Source organism: Staphylococcus sp. HMSC069D12 (genome assembly GCF_001810405.1).
Taxonomy (GTDB): Bacteria; Bacillota; Bacilli; order Staphylococcales; family Staphylococcaceae; genus Staphylococcus; species Staphylococcus haemolyticus.
The window spans coordinates 98,554-119,827 of the sequence record NZ_KV801096.1 but is presented as its reverse complement, the minus strand read 5'-3'; the positions used below and the strand labels follow the sequence as shown (position 1 = coordinate 119,827).

21 protein-coding genes and 2 pseudogenes are annotated in these 21,274 nt (G+C 32.1%); 21 read left to right on the top strand and 2 right to left on the bottom strand.

The window, feature by feature from the left end; all coding sequences use genetic code 11:
• Both HMPREF2737_RS11555 and HMPREF2737_RS02420 read left to right on the top strand, forming a co-directional pair.
• Positions 1–676, top strand: a pseudogene (locus tag HMPREF2737_RS11555) (YSIRK signal domain/LPXTG anchor domain surface protein); the annotation flags it as partial.
• Between the two features lie 391 nt (positions 677–1,067).
• A complete protein-coding gene (locus tag HMPREF2737_RS02420; protein ID WP_070650038.1) occupies positions 1,068–3,653 on the top strand; it encodes a YSIRK-type signal peptide-containing protein in 2,586 nt (861 codons plus the stop codon).
• An 80-nt stretch (positions 3,654–3,733) separates the two neighbouring features.
• On the opposite strand, the gene HMPREF2737_RS02415 is transcribed toward HMPREF2737_RS02420, so the two are convergent.
• The gene (locus HMPREF2737_RS02415) at positions 3,734–4,135 is read right to left on the bottom strand and encodes a ribonuclease HI family protein (RefSeq protein WP_037551461.1); all 402 of its coding nucleotides are present in this window, start codon (positions 4,133–4,135) and stop codon (positions 3,734–3,736) included.
• 118 nt (positions 4,136–4,253) lie between these two features.
• Entirely contained in the window at positions 4,254–4,958 is a 705-nt protein-coding gene (locus HMPREF2737_RS02410) for a queuosine precursor transporter (RefSeq protein WP_037551459.1), read from the bottom strand.
• Positions 4,959–5,163: 205 nt separating this feature from the next.
• Between HMPREF2737_RS02410 and HMPREF2737_RS11165 the strand changes: the two genes are divergently transcribed.
• The 19 genes and pseudogenes from HMPREF2737_RS11165 to HMPREF2737_RS02325 all read left to right on the top strand — a co-directional run bounded on the left by HMPREF2737_RS11165 (position 5,164) and on the right by HMPREF2737_RS02325 (position 21,272).
• Positions 5,164–5,358 carry a zinc-finger domain-containing protein gene (locus HMPREF2737_RS11165; protein WP_075140546.1) on the top strand — a complete coding sequence of 65 codons (195 nt, stop codon included), beginning with the start codon at positions 5,164–5,166 and terminating at the stop codon, positions 5,356–5,358.
• A gap of 12 nt (positions 5,359–5,370) precedes the next feature.
• Complete coding sequence (locus HMPREF2737_RS02405) at positions 5,371–5,622, top strand: NifU N-terminal domain-containing protein (RefSeq protein WP_037551457.1); 252 nt, start codon at positions 5,371–5,373, stop codon at positions 5,620–5,622.
• 24 nt (positions 5,623–5,646) lie between these two features.
• Complete coding sequence (locus tag HMPREF2737_RS02400) at positions 5,647–6,759, top strand: conserved virulence factor C family protein (RefSeq protein ID WP_037551455.1); 1,113 nt, start codon at positions 5,647–5,649, stop codon at positions 6,757–6,759.
• A 36-nt stretch (positions 6,760–6,795) separates the two neighbouring features.
• Positions 6,796–7,230: a bacilliredoxin BrxA gene (gene brxA / locus HMPREF2737_RS02395; RefSeq protein WP_037551453.1), complete on the top strand. Its 435-nt coding sequence runs from the start codon at positions 6,796–6,798 to the stop codon at positions 7,228–7,230.
• Between the two features lie 236 nt (positions 7,231–7,466).
• Positions 7,467–8,423, top strand: coding sequence for a thymidylate synthase (locus tag HMPREF2737_RS02390; RefSeq protein WP_037551451.1), 957 nt, complete (start codon positions 7,467–7,469; stop codon positions 8,421–8,423).
• Positions 8,424–8,479: 56 nt separating this feature from the next.
• Positions 8,480–8,959 (top strand): dihydrofolate reductase, encoded by a 480-nt coding sequence (locus HMPREF2737_RS02385; protein WP_037537083.1) that lies wholly within the window; start codon positions 8,480–8,482, stop codon positions 8,957–8,959.
• Positions 8,960–8,985: 26 nt separating this feature from the next.
• Positions 8,986–9,831, top strand: coding sequence for a fatty acid kinase binding subunit FakB2 (fakB2, locus tag HMPREF2737_RS02380; RefSeq protein ID WP_037551449.1), 846 nt, complete (start codon positions 8,986–8,988; stop codon positions 9,829–9,831).
• Between the two features lie 113 nt (positions 9,832–9,944).
• Positions 9,945–10,472: a peptide-methionine (S)-S-oxide reductase MsrA gene (msrA, locus tag HMPREF2737_RS02375; protein WP_037551447.1), complete on the top strand. Its 528-nt coding sequence runs from the start codon at positions 9,945–9,947 to the stop codon at positions 10,470–10,472.
• Positions 10,465–10,893: a peptide-methionine (R)-S-oxide reductase MsrB gene (msrB, locus tag HMPREF2737_RS02370; RefSeq protein WP_037551444.1), complete on the top strand. Its 429-nt coding sequence runs from the start codon at positions 10,465–10,467 to the stop codon at positions 10,891–10,893. The genes msrA and msrB overlap by 8 nt, the downstream gene beginning before the upstream one ends.
• Before the next feature lie 12 nt (positions 10,894–10,905).
• Positions 10,906–11,406: a PTS sugar transporter subunit IIA gene (locus HMPREF2737_RS02365; RefSeq protein WP_037551442.1), complete on the top strand. Its 501-nt coding sequence runs from the start codon at positions 10,906–10,908 to the stop codon at positions 11,404–11,406.
• Positions 11,406–11,627, top strand: coding sequence for a YozE family protein (locus tag HMPREF2737_RS02360; protein ID WP_037551441.1), 222 nt, complete (start codon positions 11,406–11,408; stop codon positions 11,625–11,627). The genes HMPREF2737_RS02365 and HMPREF2737_RS02360 overlap by 1 nt, the downstream gene beginning before the upstream one ends.
• Positions 11,628–11,903: 276 nt before the next feature.
• Positions 11,904–13,376 (top strand): S41 family peptidase, encoded by a 1,473-nt coding sequence (locus tag HMPREF2737_RS02355; protein WP_037551440.1) that lies wholly within the window; start codon positions 11,904–11,906, stop codon positions 13,374–13,376.
• Between the two features lie 18 nt (positions 13,377–13,394).
• On the top strand, positions 13,395–13,898 hold the full coding sequence (locus tag HMPREF2737_RS02350) for a GNAT family N-acetyltransferase (RefSeq protein WP_037551439.1): 504 nt from the start codon (positions 13,395–13,397) through the stop codon (positions 13,896–13,898).
• 18 nt (positions 13,899–13,916) lie between these two features.
• Positions 13,917–14,984 (top strand): undecaprenyldiphospho-muramoylpentapeptide beta-N-acetylglucosaminyltransferase, encoded by a 1,068-nt coding sequence (locus HMPREF2737_RS02345; protein WP_037551438.1) that lies wholly within the window; start codon positions 13,917–13,919, stop codon positions 14,982–14,984.
• 18 nt (positions 14,985–15,002) lie between these two features.
• Positions 15,003–15,626: a phosphatase PAP2 family protein gene (locus HMPREF2737_RS02340; RefSeq protein ID WP_037551436.1), complete on the top strand. Its 624-nt coding sequence runs from the start codon at positions 15,003–15,005 to the stop codon at positions 15,624–15,626.
• A 243-nt stretch (positions 15,627–15,869) separates the two neighbouring features.
• A pseudogene (locus tag HMPREF2737_RS11720) lies at positions 15,870–15,976 on the top strand (hypothetical protein); the annotation flags it as partial.
• A 191-nt stretch (positions 15,977–16,167) separates the two neighbouring features.
• Positions 16,168–16,827 (top strand): response regulator transcription factor, encoded by a 660-nt coding sequence (locus HMPREF2737_RS02335; protein ID WP_011275785.1) that lies wholly within the window; start codon positions 16,168–16,170, stop codon positions 16,825–16,827.
• Positions 16,824–18,185 (top strand): HAMP domain-containing sensor histidine kinase, encoded by a 1,362-nt coding sequence (locus HMPREF2737_RS02330; RefSeq protein ID WP_037551434.1) that lies wholly within the window; start codon positions 16,824–16,826, stop codon positions 18,183–18,185. The genes HMPREF2737_RS02335 and HMPREF2737_RS02330 overlap by 4 nt, the downstream gene beginning before the upstream one ends.
• Before the next feature lie 282 nt (positions 18,186–18,467).
• Positions 18,468–21,272 (top strand): 2-oxoglutarate dehydrogenase E1 component, encoded by a 2,805-nt coding sequence (locus HMPREF2737_RS02325; protein ID WP_037551433.1) that lies wholly within the window; start codon positions 18,468–18,470, stop codon positions 21,270–21,272.
• The last annotated feature ends 2 nt before the right edge of the window (positions 21,273–21,274 follow it).

Sequence of the window (21,274 nt, the reverse complement as noted above, 5' to 3'; positions counted from 1 at the left end):
GGGGCATGTTACTATCACTCCGACAAAACCTATTACTGAAGGCAATGTCACTGCCAAGGCAACTGATAATGCTGAACATCCTAATAGTTCTACATCTAATCCAGTTAAAGCAACTGATACAACACCTCCGATGAAACCATCAGTTGTTGGTACTCTTGATGGAAAAGCAGGTACGAAAGATCCTGTTGAAGTTATAACCGATCCAAATACTAAAGTGGAATTACTGGATAAAGATGGTAATGTTATCGGTTCAGGTACGACAGATAGTACTGGTCATGCGACAATTACACCAACGGTGCCTATTCCAGAAGGTAATGTCACTGTAAAAGCCACGGATAATGCAGAACATCCGAATAGTTCTGTATCTAAGCCAGTAAAAGCTACTAAACCGACTGTAAAATCAGGTAAAAAAGCTAAACACTATAAAACAAAAATATCTAAGAACCATAATTCAAAAGAGTATAGAAACCAAAATTCAAATAAATCTAAAAATACAATATGTGGTGAAAAGAAAAATGAAACTAATGTAGATGGTATTTCTAAAAATATAGTAAAAGATTTACCAAATACTGGTATAAAAGAAACAACAGATAATTCTTTACCTTATTTAGTTACACTACTAGGTAGCTTTGTTTTACTAATTGGTAGAAGAAAAGATAATAACAGAAATAAGTAATTCTAATATATATTCTAATTAGAAAATCCACTGAGATCTTAAATGATTTCAGTGGATTTTTGATTTTCAAAAATTCATATATTTATATTAATTTAAAATTAAAGTATCTATTGAAAATATAATCATATCAATATAATTTGACGAAATATTTCAGAGACATTTATTAAAAACTTTACCCCGTTTAGAAACGAATTAAAATAAGAAGACTATTTTTAAATATCGCAACATTTATTACAAAACGAATGATATAATAATATTATATAAATTAAATTTGATTTCTATATCTAGTATGATATTAAATTAATAGTTATGTGAAATGCGTTAAATTAAAATGTCATAAACAATAACTTTTATTAATTTCCACTAAAATAGTAAAGGAGAATATCGCACCATGAATCAACTTAATCAATTACAAAAATTTAGCATTCGTAAATATGCAATAGGTACTTTTTCAACATTAGTAGCGACATTCGTATTTTTAGGGGTAAACAACGATGCACAAGCTAGCGAGCATTTAAATCTCACTCAACAACTTACGAATAACAATCAAGAAAGTACAATTAACGAAAGTACAAATACGTCAATTCAACATTTAGCCAATAATAACACAGGTCAAGTACAATCAAATCAAGTCAATAACACTAATAATAAAGTTAAATTAATTAAACAAACTAATAATGATTCGAGTGTATCAAATCATCCACAAAACATTCACATTAGAAAAAAAAGAGCTTCTAATTCAGATGAAACTAATTTCACTAGAGTAGTTACAGGAACAGTTGAAGATTCTTCTAATCCAGCAACAAACCCTTCATCACCAACGACAAATGATCAGCAAGCACCGCTTATTAAACCAACTTTTGTTACAAGTGTGGGCGATGCAGCTAATACGAAAAGACCAATTGAAATATTGACTTCACCTAATACTGAGGTAGCACTATTGGATAAAGATGGTGCAACAATGGGTACTGGTAGAACAAATGAAACGGGTCATGTCACTATTACTCCACAGCAGTGGATTCCCAAAGGTAATGTTTCGGCAAGAGCCACTCGTGGTACGGAAAGTGTTACATCAGATCCTGTGGAAGCGTTGAATACAGACCCTCAACATAGACCATTTGTAATCGAAGTTACAACTGATCCTTTTACAAGAATTGAATTAAGGGATAAATACAATAAACCTTTAGGGGCTTCAAGAACAAATGATAAAGGTCATGCTTACATTGTACCAACTAGACCTATTCCTGAAGGTAATGTAACAGCTGTAGCTACTGACGATAGTGGAAACTCATCTACTTCAGATCCTAAGAAAGCTACCGACACTACACCGCCTGATAAACCAATTATTCATACAAATTTAGTGGATAAAGTAGGTACAGTAACACCAATTGAAATTACTACTGACCCTGATACTAAAGTTGAATTATTTGATAAAGATAATAATTTATTAGGTAGTGGAATGACTGATCATACTGGACATATTACAATTACTCCAAATAGACCATTGGTTGAAGGACCATTAACGGCAAAAGCAACAGATGATGCGGAAACACCAAATAGCAGTTATTCAGACCCAGTAAATGTAACAGATTTAACACCACCAACATCACCTAATCTAGAAACTGACCTAAACAGTAAAGCTGGGACTCAAACAACGTTTACAGTTACAACAGATCCTGACACAGTTGTTGAATTGTTTGATAAAGATGGTAATAGTCTGGGATCCGGAACAACTGATTCTACTGGACACCTAACAATTAAACCTAATCGTCCGATTCCGGAAGGTGATGTAACCGCTAAAGCAATTGATAACGCAGAACATCCAAATAGTTCTACTTCTCAGCCTAAAAAAGCAACGGACACAACACCACCAATCATTCCAATTTTTAATACAGAGATAGGTGGCAAAGCTGGGACTCAAACGCCAATCACTGTTACGACTGATCCTAACACAACTGTTGAATTGTTTGATAAAGGTGGTAATAGTTTAGGTTCTGGTGAAACAAATGGTTCTGGACAAGTGACAATCATACCGAATAAAGCAATTCCTGAAGGCAATATCACCGCTAAGGCTACTGACCATGCAGAACACCCTAATAGTTCTACCTCTGAACCAGTAAAAGCGACTGATACAACACCACCTACAAAACCATCTGTTGTGGGTAACTTGGATGGTAAAGCTGGTAGTACTGATCCTGTGGAAGTAACTACTGATCCAAATACTAAAGTTGAACTTTTAGATAAAGATGGAAATGTGATTGGTTCTGGCATGACTGATAATACTGGACGTGCGTTTATTACACCAACTAAACCTATTCCTGAAGGTAATGTCACTGCCAAGGCAACAGATAATGCGGAAGTACCTAATAGTTCAATTTCCGATCCAGTAAAAGCAACTGATACGACGCCACCGAATATACCAACATTTAATACGGACGTTTCTGATAAAGGTGGAACTCTAACACCAATTTCAATTACGACTGACCCCAATACTCATGTTGATATTATTGATAAGGATGGTAATATCATTGGTTCTGGTATTACAGACGGTCAAGGGCACGTAACAATAACGCCAAATGTTCCAATCCCTGAAGGAAATATTTACGTAAAAGCGACTGACAATGCAGCACAACCAAATAGTTCTTTATCTAAACCAGTTAAAGCAACATTAGCAGACAATGATAGAGCACATAAAAATGGTCGTCGTACTCACAATACAATTCAAAAAGATTCAAAACACAATAGTGGAAATACAGGTGATCAAGGTGATAATTTGAATGGCTATAATCAAAATGATAATAATCAAAATTATCACAACAATTACAATCATAATCAAAATGATAGAAATCAAAATACTGTAGGCTCTTTACCTAACACTGGTTACAACAATAGTGAATCATCAACTGCATTCTTAATGACTTCACTATTAAGTGGGATAGCATTATTATTAAGAAGATTTAAAAAAGAAGAGAAGTAATGGCTTTTTTAATTAACTAAAAAACACCCCCTCTATTTAATTTCAAATTAAATAGAGGGGTGTAATGTATTAAACTAATGTTAATTTTTCTTTTTAGTTAGTTTAAACAATGCTTGTTGCGCCATATGATTTGCTTCTTTATTTTGTTCTCTAGGTACCCATTTTACAAACACCAATTCAAAACTTTTTTCAAGTATTTCCAAATTCTCATAATATGGTTTAAATCGTGCGTTTTTTACAAATCCTTGATTAACACTATCTTCAATTAATTTTGAATCAGTATATAATAAAGCATTAACAACATTCAGTTCACGAGCATGTTCAAGTGCATGAATAAGGGCAGCCCATTCCGCACTGTGATTATCTAGTTCGCCTAAGTCGTGCGTATATACATACTTTTCATCATTCTCTTTGATAACTATTCCGCATGCACTTCGCCCAGGATTACCTCTGGTAGCTGCATCAAAGTAAATTTTTGCCATATAAATTTAACACCTTTTTTATTTTTATAATTTCACTATTCTTATCGTATTACAAAATAAGAAAATAGGGAATGGCATTGATTTCATTAAGAAATCATTTCCAGTCCCATAATATTTTTTAATATCCCTTATCTAGTTTATGAATTTGACCTTTACGATACATAGATTTAGCTATATAACCGAATGGTACATTAAATATAGTAGAAATAAGTTTTAATAAATAAGTTGTAATGAATATTTCGAATACAACCATATTTGGTAAAGTTCCTGCAAACGCAATTGTGACAAACAGTGCTGTGTCAATAATTGAACTTAACATGGTACTACCATAAGTACGAATGATAAATGTTTTATCTGAGCTAAATACTTTTTTAATTGCGGAGAAAATAAATACATCAACGTGTTGTCCAATAATATACGCAATAATTGAACCTAATGCAATTCTTGGCACTAAATCAAATATTGTTGATAAAGATTTTTGAGCCATATCCTCAGGTGCAGGTATAAAATGTAGTGACATTTGCATAACAATAATCATAACTAATGTAGAAGAAAATCCTAACCATACAGCTCTTTTCGCAACTTTGCGACCATAAATGTCATTAAGTATATCTGTAGCTAAATAAATAGACGCAAACATTACATTACCCAAAGTAGCAGAAATACCAAAAATATGAACTGTTTTGATTACTTGAATATTAGCAATAATTGTACCAATTGCTACCCAAGCAATTAAGCCTTGTTTGCCAAAACATCGAAACATTATAACCATTAATATAAATGTAACAAGAAATGTTGTTACACCGAAAATTTCATTATACATAAATATCCTCCTAAATTTTGATGATGCGGGTGTTTAGAAACCGCAAAAAACAACTTAATTATTTTATAGTAATTACTACATAAATGCAATAAGACTTACCATTTTCATCAACACTTATTATTTATTAAATCGATTATTTCAAAATAAATACAAATTAAGTTATACTTATTCCATGCTTATATTAAGACAATACTGTATTTAAGGAGTGACTGTTATACTTACACATTCCGAACAAGAAGCAATTGATAAAATTGATGAATTAATGAATACTTATTGTGAAAAATGTTTACTAAAAACACATATCAGAAAGACGGAAGGTAAGACACAAGCACACCATTTTTGTATATCTGAGTGTTCAATAGGTAAACAAATCAAACAATTAGGTAATGAACTTCAATAGGAGGTAAGGACTATGCAAATTGTTTCAATTGAAGAAACACCAAATCATAACACTATGAAAATTAACCTAAGTGAAAAAAGAGAAGATAACAAATCTAATACATTTACTTCTGCACAAGAAGGACAACCTGATTTCATAAATAAACTGTTCGAGATTGATGGTGTAAAATCAATATTCTATGTTATGGATTTTATTTCTGTCGATAAAGAAGATAATGCAGATTGGAATAATATTCTCCCTCAAATTCAATCTACTTTTGAATAAATATTTACAAGGGGACATGCACTTATGGAAATATTAAGAGTAGAGCCGACGCCAAGCCCTAATACTATGAAAATCGTATTATCTAACAAAAGGGAAGATAATAAATCTAATACATTCACATACATAGAAGAACACCAACCACAATTTATTAATGATTTATTAGCAATTGACGGTGTCAAATCTATATTTTATGTGATGGACTTCTTAGCTATTGATAAAGGGCCTAAATCCGATTGGGAAGTGGTCTTACCTCAAATCACTTCAACTTTAAATAGTGAGTCATTTATAGATTCATCACAAAAGCCCGATGAACACTATGGAGAGATTAAAGCTGAAGCACTTATGTTTAAAGGTATTCCATATCAAATTAAACTCACTACGACTTCAGATGAAAGTCGTAAGCAGTTGCCGGACTATTTTGTTGAGAGTATGTTAAAAGCTCAAAAAGATGGAGACAATGTTGTGTTTTTACGTAAATGGCATGATTTGGGAGTTAGATACGGTGATTTAGAAGAAGTTATGAATGAAGTGTACGAAGAAATTATTGCTTTATATCCATCTGAAAAGTTAGCATCTCTAGTTCAAACTGCATTAGAAACTGATATTGTTATTCCTCAGCAACAATATCATCATGTAACTTTAAATGAATATAAAGAGGCTACTGATTGGAAAGATAAATTAAGAATGTTAAAAGAATTTCCAACACCTACATTTCAAAATATTGACTTATTAGATGAAGCTTTACAAGAAGATAAAGCACCCCTAAGACGACAAGCTATAGTATTAATAGGCATGATTGAAGATAAAGAAATTCTTCCATACTTATATAAAGGCTTGCATGATAAGAGTCCAGCTGTTAGACGCACTGCTGGAGATTGCTTAAGTGATTTAGGTTTTAAAGAGGCTCTGCCTGAAATGGAAAAAGCCTTAAATGATCCGCAAAAAATTGTACGTTGGAGAGCTGCTATGTTTCTATTTGATGAAGGCGGACCTGAACAATTACCTAGTCTAAAGTCACACGCTAATGATCCTGCTTATGAAGTCAAACTTCAAATTGAGATGGCAATTTCTAGAATTGAAAATGGTAATGAGGCACTAGGTTCTGTATGGAAACAAATAGCTAATCGAAATAAATAATTATGTTAAAGTAAAACTAAATTAGGAGTGAAAATTATGAATCCTTATGAACAATATATGCAAGAATTAGCACAACAAATGAGAGCTGAACTCACTGAAAATGGTTTTGAAAGTTTAGAAACAAGTGAAGATGTATCAAATTATATGAAAAATGTTAACGAAGAAGATACAACATTTGTAGTAATTAACTCTACATGTGGTTGTGCTGCTGGCTTAGCCAGACCTGCAGCTGTTGCCGTAGCAGAGCAAAATGACAAAAAACCAACAAATAAAATCACTGTATTTGCTGGACAGGATAAAGAAGCAACTCAAGCGATGCGAGAGTACATCCAACAAGTTCCATCAAGTCCGTCCTACGCTTTATTTAAAGGAACAGAATTAAAACATTTTATCCCTAGAGAACATATCGAAGGTCGTGACATTCAAGATATCTGTATGGATATTAAAGATGCATTTGACGAAAACTGTTAAGCAGTATAATTTTAAATAATTTGAGTCATCCATATCAAAGCATACACTCAGAGTTACTATTGTAATCCTAAATTAAGGGTATAAACTTGAATTGAATAAATAAGGACTCTCTTTTCAATCCCAAATATAAAATTAAAAACTAATTTTATATTTGGGATTTTTTTATTTTAATTTTATAAATACGCATTATCTAGTATAATATTCAGTAATATAAACAATTCTAGGAGATGAGCAAAATGTTAAATTCCTTTGATTCAGCTTATCATGCTTTATGCGAAGAAATATTAGAAATTGGTAATCAACGGGATGATCGTACTCATACCGGTACTATTTCTAAATTTGGTCATCAGTTACGATTTGATTTATCTAAGGGTTTCCCATTACTTACAACAAAAAAAGTATCTTTCAAACTTATCGCTACAGAATTATTATGGTTTATTAAAGGCGATACAAATATACAATACTTACTAAAATATAATAATAATATTTGGAATGAGTGGGCCTTCGAAAAATATGTGCAATCTAATGATTATCATGGTCCTGATATGACCAATTTTGGTCATAAAGCACTACAAGATGATAAATTTAATGAACTGTATAAAGAAGAAATGTCTAAATTCAAACAACACATTTTAAATGATAACTCATTTGCAAAAAAATACGGAGATTTAGGTAATGTATATGGTAAACAATGGAGAGATTGGGTAGATAAAGAAGGTAACCACTTTGATCAACTTAAAACAGTTATTGAACAAATTAAAAATAGTCCAAATTCTCGCCGACATATTGTCTCAGCATGGAATCCAACAGAAATAGATAGCATGGCTTTGCCACCATGTCATACTATGTTCCAATTTTATGTTCAAGATGGCAGATTAAGTTGTCAATTGTATCAACGAAGTGCAGATATTTTCTTAGGTGTACCATTTAATATTGCTAGCTATGCATTATTAACACATTTAATAGCAAAAGAATGTGATCTTGAAGTTGGAGAATTTGTGCATACTTTTGGTGACGCACATATTTACTCTAATCATATTGAAGCAATAAAAACACAATTGTCTAGAAACAGTTTTGATCCGCCAACTTTAAAAATTAATTCAAATGCATCCATTTTCGATATCAATTACGAAGATTTAGAATTAATTGGATATAACTCACACCCTGCAATTAAGGCACCTATTGCAGTATAATAGGCTGAAATTTTGCGGTTATTAATATAAACAATTTTTTCATACGGAGGGGAAATATGACTTTATCAATTTTAGTAGCACATGATGAACAACGCGTTATTGGATATAATAATGATTTACCGTGGCATTTACCTAATGATTTGAAACATGTTAAAAAATTATCAACTGGAAATACACTAGTGATGGGGAGAAGAACATTTGAGTCAATTGGTAAACCGCTTCCTAACAGAAGAAATGTAGTGTTAACGAGTGACACAACGTTTAACGTTGATGGTGTAGATGTGATTCATTCTATAGATGATATTTACAAATTAGAAGGTCACATTTTCATCTTTGGTGGTCAGTCATTATTTGAAGAAATGATTGATAAAGTAGATGATATGTACATTACTGTTGTTGATGGTAAACATCAGGGCGATACATTTTTCCCACCTTATACTTTTGAAGAATGGGAAGTAGAGTCATCGGTAGACGGAGAGTTAGATGAGAAAAATACAATTCCACATACGTTTTTACATTTAGTACGTAAACATTAAATTAAATTGATATACCGGAGGCATTTATGACTAAACAAATTATCGTGACGGATTCTACATCAGATTTATCACATGAATATCTAAAACAAAATAATATACACGTAGTACCTTTAAGCTTAACGATTGACGGAAAATCATTTGTTGATCAAATAGATATTACATCTGAGGCTTATATTCAACGAATTGAGGAAGATGCCGACGTAAAAACAAGCCAACCACCAATCGGGAAATTTATTGAACTATACGAAGAACTTGGTAAAGAGGATGTTGAAATCTTTAGTATCCATATGTCATCAGGTCTAAGCGGTACATACCAAACTGCTTTGCAAGCCAGTGATATGGTTGACACTAAAGTAACCGTAATTGATTCCAAATCTATTTCATTCGGACTCGGCTACCAAATCCAACGACTTGTTGAATTAATTAATACGAATCTTTCGTCTAATCAAATCGTAGACAAACTCAAAGAATTACAAAAGAACATTAAACTCTTTGTTGTAATTGGACAATTAAATCAATTAATTAAAGGTGGACGCATAAGTAAGACAAAAGGTTTTATTGGTAATATAATGAAAATTAAACCCGTCGGCACTTTAGAAGATGGATATTTAGAAATCGTACATAATGCACGTACACAAAATTCTAGTATTCAATATCTAAAAAAAGAAATTTCAGAATTTATCGATAAAAATAAAATTAAATCGATTGGTGTTGCTCACGCAAACGTTCTTGACTTTGTTAACAAGCTCAAGTTGCAATTTGATGAAGCATTCGGACAACAGAAATATGATGTTAATGTAACGACACCAGTTATTTCAACTCATACTGGTCAAGGAGCAATCGGCTTGGTTGTTGTTCGTGAATCAAATTAATCTCATTGTTTACTTCTTATTGTTCTTTTAATAAAATTCATCAATGTGAGTAGATTACTTTAAATAATAGTATATATATCGTAAATTTAAATAATGACAGAGGAGGTAATAATATGGCATATGCAACTTTAGCTGGAGGATGTTTCTGGTGTATGGTTAAGCCTTTTACATCATATCCCGGTATTGAAGAGGTAGTATCTGGATATAGTGGAGGTCATATTGAAAATCCAACGTATGAACAAGTTTGTACTAATCAAACTGGACATAGGGAAGCTGTTCAAATTCAGTTCAACTCAGACATTACGTCCTTTGAAAACATCTTAGATGTATATTTTAAAACTTTTGACCCTACAGACGGCGGTGGTCAATTCTTTGATAGAGGAGAAAGCTATGAACCGGCTATCTTTTATCATGATGAAGAGCAAAAGAAAGCAGCTGAACTTAAAATACAACAATTAAATGAAGAAGGTATTTTTAAAAAACCTGTTATAACGCCAATTCTTCCATACAAAAACTTTTATCCTGCTGAAGACTATCATCAAGATTATTACAAGAAAAACCCTGCTCATTATGAGCAATATCAACGTGGATCAGGAAGAAAATCATTTATCGAAACACATTGGGGGTCTCAAAATGATTAAAAAAGCTAAAAATGAATTAAATGAAATGGAATATTTAGTTACTCAAGAAAATGGTACTGAACCTCCATTTCAAAATGAATATTGGAATCATTTTGATAAGGGTATTTATGTAGATAAAATTTCAGGCAAACCATTGTTTACTTCTGAGGAAAAGTTTGAATCTAATTGTGGTTGGCCAAGTTTCTCTAAATCAATTGATGACAATGAAATCATTGAACTCGTAGATAAAACATTTGGTATGATTAGAACAGAAGTTAGATCGGAAGATGCTAACAGTCATTTAGGTCATGTATTCAACGATGGTCCGAAAGAAAGTGGTGGACTACGTTATTGTATTAATTCCGCAGCGATTCAATTTATCCCTTATGATAAGTTAGAAGAACTTGGATATGGAGATTTAATTCCGCATTTTGAAAAATAGGAGTGACTAATTATGTTTAAAAAATTATTTGGTAAAGGTAAAGAAGTTAATAAAGAAATTGAAATCTATGCACCACTAACTGGCGAATATATTAATATTGAGGATATTCCAGATCCAGTATTTGCACAAAAAATGATGGGCGAAGGCTTTGGTATTAACCCAACTGAAGGAGAAGTTGTTTCTCCAATTGAAGGTAAAGTGGACAATGTATTTCCAACTAAACACGCAATAGGACTTAAAGCAGATAATGGTTTAGAAATATTAGTTCATATTGGATTAGACACTGTTCAATTAGATGGTCAAGGTTTCGAAATCTTAGTAAGTAGTGGCGACACTGTTCAAGTTGGTGATCCATTACTTAAATTTGATCTAGAATATATTAGTAATAATGCTAAAGATGTTATTTCACCAATTATTATTACAAATTCAGATCAAACTGAATCAATTCATGTTAATGATGTTAAAGCAATCATTAAAGGTGAAACTAAAGTTGTTGATGTGACAATGAGCTAATGAAAGAACATTCATTCTATCAATTTGCTCTAACGGTTAGAGGGCGTAAAGATAGCAAGGGAGACTTAGCTGAAGAAATATTTAATGATTTGTCTTTTCCAAAACATGAAAAAGATTTCAATCAATTGTCTGACTATATTGAAATGCAAAGCGACATATCAGTACCCATGTCAGTGTTTGATGATTTATATGAAGAGTATACAGAATGGTTAAAATTCTGACTTACTCAGTAATGTGATTAGCACATGTATCATATTAAAATTGCATTAAAAATTTCATAACAGCTAGCTAAATGAGAAGTATATCAAGCCTTTCTCAATTCTAGTCATCTTTTCGGGGGTGGAACGAATTCATTATGAATTCTGTCCCACTCCTTTTGTGCTTTTTATTCAACTTATTTCTTAAAAGTTGCGTTTGTGTCTAAATAACGACATACTTATATTATCTTTATAGATGAAATTATAAATACATAAGATGTTATATGAGGAAGTGGTTTTATGAGTCAACATTCTGAGGAAAAACAAAGTAGTATAGACTCCAAACATAAAAATGAAACATCTTCTAATCAAAGAATCAATTTTAAAACTTGGCAATTTATAGTACTTTTATTAGGAGTTATCATTATTACAGCTGGTATTACAGTTGCTGCTACAATTGGTATCAGTCACAAAATAAGCGGATTAACTAAAGATGAACGTCAAGAAATTAAAAAAATTCAATATGCTTATAAGACACTGAATAATGATTACTACAAAAAACAAAATGCTAGTAACTTATCTGAGGCTGCTATAGATGGCATGGTTAAAGAACTTAAAGATCCTTATTCAGAATACATGACTAAAGATGAAACGAAAAGCTTTAATGAAGATGTTTCAGGCGACTTTGTAGGTATTGGTGCAGAAATGCAAAAAAAAGATAAACAAATTATGATTACAAGTCCAATGAAAGATTCTCCTGCTGAAAAAGCCGGTATCCAACCAAAAGATGTTGTTACTAAAGTGGATGGAAAATCCGTAGTAGGCAAACCTTTAGATCAAGTAGTAAAATTAGTACGTGGTAAAGAGGGAACAACGGTCAAACTAACAATAAAACGTGGTTCTCAAGAAAAAGAAATTAAAATTAAACGTGGTAAAATCCATGTAAAAAGCGTGGAATATAAGAAGAAAGACAACATTGGAGTATTTACTATAAATAAATTCCAAGATAATACTGCAGGCGAACTGAAATCTGCTATTATTAAAGCTCATAAAGACGGTGTTCGTAATATAGTATTAGATTTAAGAAATAATCCTGGTGGTCTACTTGATGAAGCCGTAAAAATGGCTAATATCTTTATAGATAAAGATCAGACAGTTGTAAAACTTGAAAAAGGCGATGACACAGAATCAATCAAAACGTCAAATGACGCTTCTAAAGAAGCTAAAGACATGAAAGTTAGTATCTTAGTAAATGAAGGTTCTGCCAGTGCATCAGAAGTATTTACTGGTGCACTGAGAGACCACAAAAAAGCTAAAGTTTACGGTTCAAAAACTTTTGGTAAGGGAATAGTACAGACAACTCGTGAATTTAAAGATGGCTCATTATTGAAATATACACAAATGAAGTGGTTAACACCTGATGGTCATTATATTCATGGGAAAGGTATAAAACCTGATACAAAAATAGCTTCACCTAAATATCAATCTATCAGTGTCATTCCAACTGATAAATCTTATTCTGTTGGTGACAATACAAAATACGTGAAATCTATCAAAATCGGTTTAGATGCATTAGGCTACGACGTTAACAATGATTCTAAACAATTTGATACACAGTTGGAATCAGCTATTAAAAACTTCCAATCAGAACATGAATTATCAGTAAATGGTAAATTCGATAAAAAAACTAATGAGAAATTTACACAGTTATTAGTTGAAAAAGCTAATAAAGAAGATAAAGTTTTAGATGAATTAATTAATAAACTAAAATAAAGAGGAGCGTCAAAAACAATGATAAGACTAGGTAATATGCAAGATATTTCACAAATAAAAACTTTAGTTGAAGAAGCCAAAAAATTAATGAAAGAATTCAATAATAATCAATGGGATGATAAATATCCAGTCACAGAACACTTTGAAGAAGACATCAATACCGAAACACTATATGTGTTGGAAGAAAATGACACAATTTATGGCTTTATCGTGGTCGACCAACAACAATCAGAATGGTATGATGAGTTAGAATGGCCAATCGATCGTGAAGGCGCCTATGTCATTCATAGACTTGCTGGATCACAACAGTATAAAGGAGCAGCTACTGAGTTATTTGATTTCGCAGTTAAGTTAGCTGAAGAACATAATATCCATGTTCTTTTAACTGATACTTTTGCTCTAAATAAGCCAGCACAAGGATTATTTGAAAAATTTGGTTTCATAAAAGTCGGTGAAGCAGAAATTGACTATCATCCATTTGATAGAGGCGCACCATTCTACGCATATTATAAAAACATTTAAGAATAGAGGTTAATTACTATGTCTAAAATAGCATTTACCGGTGGCGGTACTGTTGGACATGTATCGGTCAATTTAAGTTTAATTCCAACAGCTATTGATAAAGGGCACGACGCATTTTATATTGGTTCTAAAACAGGTATAGAACGTGAAATGATTGAATCACAATTACCTAACATTAAATATTATCCAATATCTAGCGGTAAATTACGTCGATATCTATCAGTTGATAATGCGAAAGACGTATTTAAAGTTTTAAAAGGTGTTATTGATGCACGCAAAGTATTAAAAAGAGAGAAACCAGACCTATTATTTTCTAAGGGAGGATTTGTTTCAGTTCCCGTAGTAATAGCTGCACGCTCACTAAACATTCCAACAATTATACATGAATCGGATTTAACACCAGGCTTAGCTAATAAAATTTCACTGAAATTTGCTAAAAAAATCTATACAACATTTGAAGATACATTAAAATATTTACCTAAAGATAAAGCAGACTTCGTTGGCGCTACCATTCGACAAGACTTAAAAGAAGGTAATCAATCACGTGGATACCAGTTAACAGGTTTCGACGCCTCAAAAAAAGTATTACTCGTCATGGGTGGTAGCTTAGGTAGTAAAAAGCTTAATCAAGCTATACGTGAAAATTTAGAAGCATTACTTCAAGACTATCAAATTATTCATTTAACAGGTCATGGACTAGTTGATTCTAGTATTGATGCTAAAGGCTATGTTCAGTATGAATTTGTTAAAGAAGAGTTAACAGATTTATTAGCTATTACAAATACTGTAGTTAGCCGTGCAGGATCTAATGCTATTTATGAATTTTTAACATTGCGTATTCCTATGTTATTAATACCTTTAGGACTTGACCAATCACGTGGTGATCAAATTGATAATGCAGAGAATTTTGAATCTAAAGGGTATGGTAGAACCATCCTTGAAGATCAACTTACACAGGTTAAATTATTAGAACAACTTAAAGAAATTGAAAATGATCGAGAGTCAATCATTAAACAAATGGAGACTTACACAGAAAGTTATACGAAAGAAGATCTATTTAATAAAATTTTAAAGGACGCTCTATAAACTCAGGAGGTGCAGACAATGAATCGTACGAAACGTATTACTTTGCTAATCGTTTTTACCTTAATATTTGGTATCATTGCATCCTTCCATGAGTCTAGACTGGGTAAATGGATTGATACTGAAGTATATGAATTTATTTATTCATCTGAAAGTTTCATCACTACTTCTATCCTTTTGGGTGCCACTAAGCTAGGAGAAGTATGGGCAATGGTCTGTCTATCTTTAATGTTAGTCGCATATTTAATGTTAAAACGCTTTAAAATCGAAGCGCTATTCTTTGTGATTGTTATGTCTCTTTCAAGTATATTAAATCCATTACTGAAGAATATTTTTGACCGAGAGCGTCCAACATTATTACGATTAATTGATATATCTGGATTTAGCTTTCCTAGTGGCCATGCTATGGGGTCAACATCATTCTTTGGTAGTGCGATGTTCATAGTAAATAGAAAAGCATCAGGTAATAATAAAGGAATTATTATAGGATTATGCGCATTATTTATTCTTCTGATTTCTATTTCAAGAGTATATTTAGGTGTGCATTATCCTACAGATATCATTGCTGGTATAATTGGCGGTGCTTTCTGTATTGTTCTATCAACATTAATACTTAAAAATCATTTATATCCAACAGCTACGTAAAATATATCGATATACATTCTTAAAACGCGAGATTGTGTCTCAATTTTTTTAAGGATTAAATATAAGCTATTTGAATTGGTGGATACTCAAAAGATTTAATCAAATCAGAATAACTAAATAAGCTAAATAAAAAAGCAGTGAACCTTGGCATTAGATTCACTGCTTTTTATTAAAACGTTTAAAGTAAGTTTGAAACTTTAACGTTAGTCTTTTACGGGCATATAAAAGGGGAATAACTTGAAAATGACCAATCCTTTAAGAACGAAATATATGTGGGGGGAATTGTCTTATTCGGTATTGATAATCATTTTCAAATACTATTATACATCGTTGATAATCATTGTCAATTATAATTGCGAAAAATTTTCATTTAAATTTGATTATATCATTACAATTTAAATCCATTCTCTAATTTCAGTCTTTACTGTGATAAAATATAGTTTATATTATAAGAATATGCATTCGAAAACGCATCATTGATTTAACTCATTCTAGCTATTTAAAATATGATTAATACATAATAAAAGAGGTGAAAATAATAATGACTAATATACTTATTGTGGAAGATGAACAAAATTTAGCCCGCTTCTTAGAACTAGAACTAACTCATGATAATTATAGTGTAGATATAGAATATGAAGGACAAGCAGGGCTCGATAAAGCATTAAGTAATAATTACGATTTAATTATATTAGATTTAATGTTACCAAATATAAATGGCTTAGAAATATGTCGCCGTGTCAGACAAGAACAATCAACGCCTATCATTATTATTACGGCTAAAAGCGATACATATGACAAAGTGACTGGTTTAGATTACGGTGCTGACGATTATATTGTAAAACCCTTTGAAATTGAAGAACTATTTGCACGCATTCGTGCAGTACTCCGTCGTCAACCTCAAAAGGATATCATTGATATCAATGGCATTAAAATAGACGTCGATGCTTTTAATGTCACAATTAATGGAGAACAGTTAGATTTCACTAAAACTGAATATGACTTACTTTATTTATTAGCAACCAACAGAAACCGTGTACTACAAAGAGAACAAATCTTAGATCATGTTTGGGGCTATGACAGTGAAGTTGAGACGAATGTCGTAGATGTTTATATTCGATATTTACGCAACAAACTTAAACCTTATGGTAAAGATAAAACGATTGAAACCGTTCGTGGTGTTGGGTACGTGATTAGATGATTAAAAAGGGTACTTTAAAATATAAGTGGATGATGATTACAACGTTAATCATGTTTAGCACAATTATTCTTTTCTGTCTTGTTATAATCTTCTTTTTAAAAGATACCTTAAGAGACGGTGAGATTGATGAGGCTGAACACAGTTCAAATGATATCGTTAATTTAGTAGAATCACGATCTATGAATAATATTACTACATTAGATTTGACTGCTATGTTGGAGAATTTTGAAAAAGCCATCATTTACGATCGAAATGGTAAACAATTAATGCAATCCTCAAATGAAAATATGATTAATTTTAAACCTGATATTGATTTTGTTGATCCTGAAACGATTCAAATTTCAAAACATAATGGAATCCCTTACTTAATTATTACAGAACCAATACATAGTGAACGTTTTGAAGGCTATAGTGTTTTAATTCACTCCCTTGAAGGATATAACAATGTAGTTCGTTCTCTATATTTTGTAGCCATTGCATTTGGTTTGTTAGCAACTTTCATTATGGCGGGTATTAGTTATATTTTTTCAACGCAATTAACTAAGCCACTCGTAACCATGTCGAACAAGATGATTCAAATACGACGAGATGGATTTCAAAATAAACTTGAACTCAAGACGAACTATGAGGAAACAGATAATTTAATCGATACCTTTAATGATATGATGTACCAAATTGAGGAATCATTTAACCAACAACGTCAATTTGTTGAAGATGCTTCTCACGAGTTACGCACGCCGCTACAAATCATTCAAGGTCATTTAAATTTAATTAAACGTTGGGGTAAAAAAGACCCAGCTGTACTTGAAGAGTCTCTTAATATTTCATTAGAGGAAATGAATCGAATAACGAAGTTGGTTGAAGAATTATTATTATTGACTAAAGACAAAGTTAATATTCAGGCATTAGAATTTGAAGAAGTAAATATTAACGAAGAAATTCATTCACGTATTAAATCTTTAAAACAATTACATCCAGATTATCAATTTAAAACGCATCTATCAAAGAAACCATTAACATTACAGATTAATCGCCATCAATTTGAACAGCTATTACTTATTTTTATTGATAATGCAATGAAGTATGACAAAGATAACAAGCAAATCGAGATAGCTACTCAATTAAGAAACAAACAAATTAGTATTGAAATTACAGACCATGGTCTTGGTATTCCTAAAGAAGATCAGGAGTTTATTTTTGATCGTTTTTATAGAGTTGATAAATCCCGCGCAAGAAGTCAGGGTGGTAATGGCTTAGGGCTCTCTATTGCTGAGAAAATAGTACAACAATATGGTGGATATATAACTGTTGACAGCGAAGTAAACCAATATACAACGTTTAAAATTATATTTAAATGAATATTTACATCGAATCTGGGACAATTAAGTTGTTCCGGTTTTTTAATGCATAACTTTCTTTCAAATAATCATCTACAATTAAAACACTCATTCAAACTATCTCTATTTCACATTTTCAGAAAAATTTCCCATCAATTTTCACACAAAATCATATAAATTCAAATTACTAGATTTAGTATTTTTGTTTTTTCCATAATATTCAGTCAATGGACTTTATCAAAGCCACAAATAGTGCTATTATTGACCTGTAAGCGGTTTAACTATTTTGTGGAGGGTAATACTATGGCAAAGGATAACAAGGACGTTACAGAAGCTCCTGTAAACTTCGGTGCTAACCTAGGTTTAATGTTAGATTTATACGATGACTATCTACAAGACCCTAGTTCAGTGCCTGATGATTTACAAGTTCTTTTCAGCACTATTAAAAATGGCGAAGCTCATGTCGCAGCTAAGTCAACCACTGAAGGGAGTGGTTCATCAGCGGGAGATGGTACAATTAAGCGTATTATGCGCTTAATCGACAATATAAGACAATACGGTCACCTTAAAGCTGATATTTACCCTGTTAATGCTCCTAAAAGAACTAATCTTCCTAAGTTAGAAATTGAAGAGTTTAACTTAGATAAAGAAACATTAGAAAATGTCTCAGCTGAAATTGTATCTGATCATTTCAAAGATATATATGATAATGCTTACGAGGCAATTGAAAGAATGGAGAGGCGTTATAAAGGGCCGATAGCCTTTGAATATAATCATATTAATAATAATAAAGAACGTACGTGGTTAAAACGACGTATTGAAACACCATATAGAGCTAATATCAATAATGATGAAAGAAAAAAATTATTTGATACTTTAGCGCATGTAGAAGGCTTTGAAAAGTATTTACACAAAAACTTTGTTGGTGCTAAACGATTCTCTATTGAGGGTGTTGATACATTAGTTCCAATGTTACAACATACATTAAAACGTGCTGCTGAAGTTGAAATTAACAATATTCAAATTGGTATGGCACACAGAGGTCGTTTAAATGTTTTAACTCATGTGCTAGAAAAACCATATGAAATGATGATTTCTGAGTTTATGCACACAGATCCTATGAAATTCTTACCAGAAGATGGTAGTCTTGAACTAACTGCTGGATGGACAGGAGATGTGAAGTATCACTTAGGTGGTGTGAAGACAACTTCTTCATATGGTATTGCACAACGAATTTCATTAGCTAATAACCCAAGTCACTTGGAAATTGTTGCGCCAGTGGTAATTGGTAAGACACGTGCATCACAAGATGACACAAAACACGCAGGTAAACCATCTACAGATTTCCATAAAGGTATGCCAATTATAATTCATGGGGATGCTGCATACCCAGGACAAGGTATTAATTTTGAAACAATGAATTTAAGTAACCTAGATGGTTATTCAACTGGTGGTGCCTTACACATCATCACAAATAATAGAATTGGATTCACTACGGAACCAGTTGATGGACGTTCAACAACATATTCAACTGATATTGCGAAAGGTTATGACGTACCAATTTTACATGTAAATGCAGATGATGTTGAAGCAACAATTGAAGCTATTGATATTGCAATGGAATTCCGAAAAGAATTTCATAAAGATTTTGTAATTGATTTAGTTGGCTATCGTCGTTACGGGCATAATGAAATGGACGAACCTTCGATTACAAATCCACTTCCATATCATAATATTCGCAAACATGATTCAGTTGAAATTATTTATGGTAATAAGTTAGTTGAAGACGGCGTTATTTCTAAGGAACAAATGGAAGACGTAATGGATAAAGTTCAAAAAGAAATGCGTGCTGCTCAAGACAAGATTGATAAATCAGATAAAATGGATAATCCAGATATGGAAGGACCTGAGTCATTGCAAGAACCTTTACAAAGTGATGATAAGGATTTCTCAGTAGATCATCTTAAAGAAATTAATGATGCTATGCTTTCATATCCTGAAGATTTCCATGTACTTAAAAAGCTAAACAAAGTTCTTGAAAAACGTAGAGAGCCTTTCGAAAATGAGAATGGTTTAGTAGACTGGGCTCAAGCTGAGCAACTTGCATTTGCAACGATTGTTCAAGATGGCATATCTGTTCGATTAACTGGACAAGATAGTGAGCGTGGTACGTTCAGTCATAGACATGCTGTATTACACGATGAAGAAAATGGTGATACATTCACACCATTACATCATGTTCCTAATCAAAAAGCCACATTTGAAGTTCACAATAGTCCATTATCTGAAGCAGCTGTCGTTGGCTTTGAATATGGCTATAATGTTGAAAATAAAAATAGCATGAATATTTGGGAAGCTCAATACGGAGACTTTTCTAATATGGCTCAAATGATGTTCGATAATTTCATGTCATCAGCACGTGCTAAGTGGGGAGAAAGAAGTGGTTTAACGCTATTCTTACCTCACGCATTTGAGGGGCAAGGACCTGAACACTCTTCAGCACGTTTAGAAAGATTCTTACAACTAGCAGCTGAAAATAATAGTACAGTTGTTAACTTATCTAGTTCAAGTAACTATTTCCATTTACTAAGAGCACAAGCTAAGAGTTTAGGTACTGAAGCTATGAGACCATTAATTGTAATGTCTCCAAAAAGCTTATTAAGAAATAAAACAGTTGCTAAACCAATAGATCAATTCACTTCAGGTGGTTTCAAACCTATTATTGTCGAGGATGGAAATAAAGAGAAAGTGACTAAACTTGTATTAGCATCAGGTAAAATGTTCATAGATTTAAAAGAACATTTAGCTAAAAATCCTGATAATTCAATTTTATTAGTTGCAGTTGAACGTTTATATCCATTCCCTGAAGGGGAAATTAAAGAAGTATTAAATGAATTACCTAATCTTGAAACAGTATCTTGGGTTCAAGAAGAACCTAAAAATCAAGGCGCTTGGTTATTCGTTTATCCTTATTTAAAATCACTTGTAGGTAACCAATTTAATTTAAGCTATCACGGTAGAATTCAACGTGCAGCGCCAGCTGAAGGTGATGGAGAAATTCATAAACTTGTTCAAAATCAAATTATTGAAAGTAGTATTGAAAAATAACT

What these genes read in the sequence shown, in the direction of transcription:
- HMPREF2737_RS02420 (WP_070650038.1), top strand. Translation starts at nt 1,068, where the DNA reads ATGAATCAACTTAATCAATTACAAAAATTTAGCATTCGTAAATATGCA.
- HMPREF2737_RS02415 (WP_037551461.1), bottom strand. Translation starts at nt 4,135, where the DNA reads ATGGCAAAAATTTACTTTGATGCAGCTACCAGAGGTAATCCTGGGCGA.
- HMPREF2737_RS02410 (WP_037551459.1), bottom strand. Translation starts at nt 4,958, where the DNA reads ATGTATAATGAAATTTTCGGTGTAACAACATTTCTTGTTACATTTATA.
- HMPREF2737_RS02405 (WP_037551457.1), top strand. Translation starts at nt 5,371, where the DNA reads ATGCAAATTGTTTCAATTGAAGAAACACCAAATCATAACACTATGAAA.
- HMPREF2737_RS02400 (WP_037551455.1), top strand. Translation starts at nt 5,647, where the DNA reads ATGGAAATATTAAGAGTAGAGCCGACGCCAAGCCCTAATACTATGAAA.
- brxA (WP_037551453.1), top strand. Translation starts at nt 6,796, where the DNA reads ATGAATCCTTATGAACAATATATGCAAGAATTAGCACAACAAATGAGA.
- HMPREF2737_RS02390 (WP_037551451.1), top strand. Translation starts at nt 7,467, where the DNA reads ATGTTAAATTCCTTTGATTCAGCTTATCATGCTTTATGCGAAGAAATA.
- HMPREF2737_RS02385 (WP_037537083.1), top strand. Translation starts at nt 8,480, where the DNA reads ATGACTTTATCAATTTTAGTAGCACATGATGAACAACGCGTTATTGGA.
- fakB2 (WP_037551449.1), top strand. Translation starts at nt 8,986, where the DNA reads ATGACTAAACAAATTATCGTGACGGATTCTACATCAGATTTATCACAT.
- msrA (WP_037551447.1), top strand. Translation starts at nt 9,945, where the DNA reads ATGGCATATGCAACTTTAGCTGGAGGATGTTTCTGGTGTATGGTTAAG.
- msrB (WP_037551444.1), top strand. Translation starts at nt 10,465, where the DNA reads ATGATTAAAAAAGCTAAAAATGAATTAAATGAAATGGAATATTTAGTT.
- HMPREF2737_RS02365 (WP_037551442.1), top strand. Translation starts at nt 10,906, where the DNA reads ATGTTTAAAAAATTATTTGGTAAAGGTAAAGAAGTTAATAAAGAAATT.
- HMPREF2737_RS02360 (WP_037551441.1), top strand. Translation starts at nt 11,406, where the DNA reads ATGAAAGAACATTCATTCTATCAATTTGCTCTAACGGTTAGAGGGCGT.
- HMPREF2737_RS02355 (WP_037551440.1), top strand. Translation starts at nt 11,904, where the DNA reads ATGAGTCAACATTCTGAGGAAAAACAAAGTAGTATAGACTCCAAACAT.
- HMPREF2737_RS02350 (WP_037551439.1), top strand. Translation starts at nt 13,395, where the DNA reads ATGATAAGACTAGGTAATATGCAAGATATTTCACAAATAAAAACTTTA.
- HMPREF2737_RS02345 (WP_037551438.1), top strand. Translation starts at nt 13,917, where the DNA reads ATGTCTAAAATAGCATTTACCGGTGGCGGTACTGTTGGACATGTATCG.
- HMPREF2737_RS02340 (WP_037551436.1), top strand. Translation starts at nt 15,003, where the DNA reads ATGAATCGTACGAAACGTATTACTTTGCTAATCGTTTTTACCTTAATA.
- HMPREF2737_RS02335 (WP_011275785.1), top strand. Translation starts at nt 16,168, where the DNA reads ATGACTAATATACTTATTGTGGAAGATGAACAAAATTTAGCCCGCTTC.
- HMPREF2737_RS02330 (WP_037551434.1), top strand. Translation starts at nt 16,824, where the DNA reads ATGATTAAAAAGGGTACTTTAAAATATAAGTGGATGATGATTACAACG.
- HMPREF2737_RS02325 (WP_037551433.1), top strand. Translation starts at nt 18,468, where the DNA reads ATGGCAAAGGATAACAAGGACGTTACAGAAGCTCCTGTAAACTTCGGT.